The sequence below is a fragment of the Skermanella sp. genome (assembly GCF_059503625.1).
On the sequence record NZ_JCACHA010000074.1, the window covers coordinates 1 to 4105 of the forward strand.

4 protein-coding genes are annotated in these 4105 nt (G+C 67.6%); 2 read left to right on the top strand and 2 right to left on the bottom strand.

All coding sequences use genetic code 11. The annotated features are described in order from the left end of the window. On the bottom strand, positions 1-448 hold a 448-nt coding region (gene ureE, locus AC5JJ6_RS02015), incomplete at its 3' end, for an urease accessory protein UreE (protein ID WP_496040439.1). A gap of 172 nt (positions 449-620) precedes the next feature. On the opposite strand from ureE, the gene AC5JJ6_RS02020 reads away from it, so the two are divergent. Continuing rightward, on the top strand, positions 621-1460 hold the full coding sequence (locus AC5JJ6_RS02020; RefSeq protein ID WP_496040440.1) for an SDR family NAD(P)-dependent oxidoreductase: 840 nt from the start codon (positions 621-623) through the stop codon (positions 1458-1460). 42 nt (positions 1461-1502) lie between these two features. After that, positions 1503-3608, top strand: coding sequence for a DUF2961 domain-containing protein (locus AC5JJ6_RS02025; RefSeq protein WP_496040441.1), 2106 nt, complete (start codon positions 1503-1505; stop codon positions 3606-3608). On the opposite strand, the gene AC5JJ6_RS02030 is transcribed toward AC5JJ6_RS02025, so the two are convergent. Next, positions 3566-4105: LysR substrate-binding domain-containing protein (locus tag AC5JJ6_RS02030; RefSeq protein WP_496040442.1), on the bottom strand; the 540-nt coding region annotated here is incomplete at its 5' end. The genes AC5JJ6_RS02025 and AC5JJ6_RS02030 overlap by 43 nt on opposite strands.

Below are 4105 nucleotides of genomic sequence, written 5' to 3' on the forward strand. Positions count from 1 at the left end.
ACTCACCGGCGACCTCGACCTTGCCCTCGTCCATCAGGTCGGCCAGCCGCGCCACATAGGTCTCGCGAGGGCCGTCCAGCGCCACCAGCAGATCGCCGTGGTCGAAGCGGACGCGCCAGTGCAGGTTGCCGGCATGGTAACCCAGTTCCAGGGCGGCGCCCTCGACATCGCTCGGCCGCAGCCGCAGCCAGTGCTGCTCGGTCAGGCGCGCCACCACGGCGCGGTCGTGTTCCAGCAGAAGCACGGCACCGTCGAAGATGCCCTGGTCGCGCGGCAGCATCACGGCGCACTCGCTGCCCATGTCGGTCACGGCGCGGAACCGGCGGCGGGCTGCTTCGGCGGGAGGAATGTGCAGATATTCGATGCCGCCATGGTGGGCCGCGTGATGGATGCGGGCCGACAGGTCCGGATCGTCGCAGTGGCCCAGGATTCGGGTGATTTCGATCATGTCTTGGGTTCTGGCATGTCTGGGATTCCGGCACCGCAACAGGACGTCAATCAATCGTCGCCACCGCCGGCGGCCTCTGTCAAGGAACAGAATTATGAAGATAGCCGTATAAAGGATTGAAAAGCCATCGCCCATGGAATGGGCCACGAAACCGGCTCCCGGAGAAACCACCATGCCACAGCATCCCGCCCTAGCACCCGACCGCGCCGCCGTCATCACCGGCGGCGCCAGCGGCATCGGCCTTGCCGCCGCCGAACGCTTCGCCAAGCTGGGCATGAAGATCTGCCTGGCCGACATCGACGCCGAAGCGCTGGAAGCCGCCGCCGAGACGATCCGCCGCTCCGGCGGCGAGGTCATCGCCGTGCCGACCGATGTTTCCGACGCCGAGCAGGTCAGGCGCCTGAAGGACAAGGCGTTCGAAGCATTCGGCGATATCGCTGTAGTCATGAACAACGCGGCCCGCGAAGGCGGCGGCGGGTTGTTCGCCGATCCGCAACGCTGGCGCGACACCCTCGCCACCAACCTGTGGGGAGTCATCAACGGCGTCCAGGTCTTCGGTCCGGCGCTGATCGACCAGGGCAAGCCGGCCGCCATCGTCAACACCGGCTCCAAGCAGGGCATCACCTGCCCGCCCGGCGACACCGCCTACAACGTCACCAAGGCCGGCGTGAAGGTCGTGACCGAGGCGCTGGCGCATGAGCTTCGCAATGTCGAGGGCTGCCAGGTCACCGCCCATCTGCTGATCCCCGGCTTCACCTTCACCGGCTTCACCCGCGCCAAGGGCGTTACCGAGAAGCCGGCGGGAGCGTGGACGGCCGAGCAGGTCGTGGACTTCATGATGGACTCGATGGCGAACGGAGACTTCTACATCCTGTGCCCGGACAACGACGTGTCGCGGGAAATGGACAACAAGCGCATCCGCTGGGCCGCGGAGGACATCATCCAGAACCGCCCGCCGCTGTCGCGCTGGCATCCGGACTACAAGGAAGCGTTCGAGCGGTTCGAGCCGTGAGGGGGTAAGCGCATCGACTTCCCAGGTACCGAAGGAACCAGCATGAAGCGTTCGATCCTTGCGGCAACAGCTCTGATCTGCGCCTTCGCCACGCCAACCCATGCCGCCGACCCCGTTCCCGTCGGCCTCGACGCCTATGCCCTGTGGGATCGCTGGCCCCAGCAGCGGATCGGCGTCCGGGCCTATATGCGCTCGACCTACGACCGTGAGGGCGGCAACCGCACGGCCGATGCTTCGCACTTCCTCTACGCGGAACGTCCCGATTTCAACGTGGCGCTGGATATCCTTGGGCGCGGGGTCCTGTATTTCGTCCGCACCAATCACTGGCATGGCAGCCCGTGGCATTACGAGGTGGACGGCACCGATTACGTCGTGCGCGGGAGCAGCACCGCCGACCCGGACCATCCCGTCCCGAATTCGACGTTTGAGCCGGCGGCAATCTTCCCGCCCCCACTGGCGTGGACATGGTCCGCGACAAAGGGCGCCAATCTCAACTGGGTGCCGATCGCCTTCGACCGCTCCCTCAGGCTGGCCTATGGCCGGACCTTCTACGGCACCGGCTACTACATCTACCACCAGTTCGCCGAGGGCACTCCGCTATCCACTCCATTGGTCCCCTTCGACCTGACCAAACCGCCCGATCCCAAGATCCTGGAACTGATCTCCCGCGCCGGGACGGACATCGCGCCCCGGGATATCGCCCGCGCCGAACGCCGCGTCACCCTCGCCCCCGGCAAGACGGCGGCGCTGTTCGAACAGTCCGGCTCCGCGACGATCCGCGCGCTGAAACTCACGATCCCCCGCGACCGTGCCCGCGAACTGTCGGACGCCCGGCTGCGCGTCACCTGGGACGACAGGGCGGCGCCGTCGATCGACGCACCGCTGGCGCTGTTCTTCGGCGCCGGCCTGCTGCACAACCGCGACGGCGCCGAGCATCTGGTGAAGGCGTTTCCGGTCGGCATCCGCTACGCCGCCGACGCCGTGCATCTCGACTGCTACTTCCCGATGCCGTTCTTCCGGTCCGCCCGGATCGAACTGGTCCCGCCGCAGGGCCTGTCCTCCCCCGTCCCGCTCACCGCCGAGATCCGCCACCAGCCTTTCGGCGGGGACCCGGCCTCCGTCGGGTATTTCCACGCGACCTACCGCGACCATGGCGGCGGAGAACCGGGCCGCGACCATGTACTGCTCGACACGCGCGGGATCGAGGGCAGCGGCGACTGGTCGGGATCGTTCGTCGGCACGTCGTTCACCTTCACCGACCGGGCCGAGTTGCGGACGCTGGAGGGCGATCCGCGCTTCTACTTCGACGACGCCCTGACGCCGCAGGCCCATGGCACCGGAACCGAGGAATGGGGCGGCGGCGGCGATTACTGGGGCGGACAGACGATGACGCTGCCCTTCGCCGGACATCCGATCGGCGCGCCCCGGCCGGAGGACGCCCGCACGGAGGACGATCTGGTCCACTCCGCCTACCGGTTCCTGCTGGCCGACCTGTTCCCGTTCGGCCGGAACGCCCGCATCCAGCTGGAACACGGCGGCCTCAACGAGATGGCCGAGCAGTACCGGACGGTGACCTACTGGTACGGGCTGCCGGCGGCGTCGCTGGTCCAGACCGACCGCCTGATCGTAGGCGATGAAAGATCGGAAAGCGATCATGGCTACCGGTCGCCCGACGCCACCGCACCGCAACCCGGCCTTGGCCGCCGGACGCGCGGCAGTTCGGAGTTCACGCTGAACATCCGGCCCGACAACAGGGGCGTGATGCTGCGCCGGACGCTGGACTACGATCTGCCCGACCAGAAGGCCGAGGTCTGGATAGCGGACGCCGATGCCTCGGCGCCCCAATGGGAATCGGCCGGCACGTGGTATCTCGCCGGCTCGACCACCTACTACCATAGCTTCCCGGCCCATGAGACCGACCCGCCCAACCCGGCGGTCTACAAGACCGATGTACGGCTACGCGACGACGAGTTCCTGCTGCCGCTCCGCCTGACCGAGGGCCGCAAGGCGATCCGCGTCCGCGTGACCTTCGAACCGGTGGACCGGCCGCTGCTGCCGGGGATGCCGCCGCAGCCATCGGCGTGGTCGGAGATCGACTATACCGCTCATAGCTGGGTGACCCCGAGCTTCACGTTGCCGGCCAGATAATCGATGAAGGCGCGCACCCGCGCCGGAAGGTGCAGCCCGGCGCCGACGAAGACGGCGTGGATTTCCTCGACATCGCCGGGGTTGAGGTCTTCCAGCACCGGCACCAGCCGCCCGTCCCGGATGTCCGGATCGATATGGAAGCGCGACAGCCGCGCCAGTCCTACCCCGGCCAGCACCAGCCGGCGCGCGGTCTCGCCGTCTCCTACCTGCACGTCGCCGCAGGCCGGCACCGTGCGGATTGCACCCGCCTCCAGGAACGGCCATTCCTCGATGCTGCGGGCGAAGTTGAAGCCGATGCGGTTGTGGGAGGCGATATCGTCCAGCGTTCGAGGATTTCCGAAGCGCTCCAGATAAGACGGCGACGCCACCACCGCCATGCGGCTCGCCCCGAGCTTCCGCGCCACGAGCTGCGAGGCCCTCAGCGGCCCGGTGCGGATCGCGACATCGGCGCGCTCCTCCAGCAGGTCGATCACCTGATCGGTCAGGACTATGTCCAG

Excerpts from the sequence above, each read along its gene's own strand:
- AC5JJ6_RS02020 (WP_496040440.1), top strand. The coding sequence starts at position 621 with ATGCCACAGCATCCCGCCCTAGCACCCGACCGCGCCGCCGTCATCACC.
- AC5JJ6_RS02025 (WP_496040441.1), top strand. The coding sequence starts at position 1,503 with ATGAAGCGTTCGATCCTTGCGGCAACAGCTCTGATCTGCGCCTTCGCC.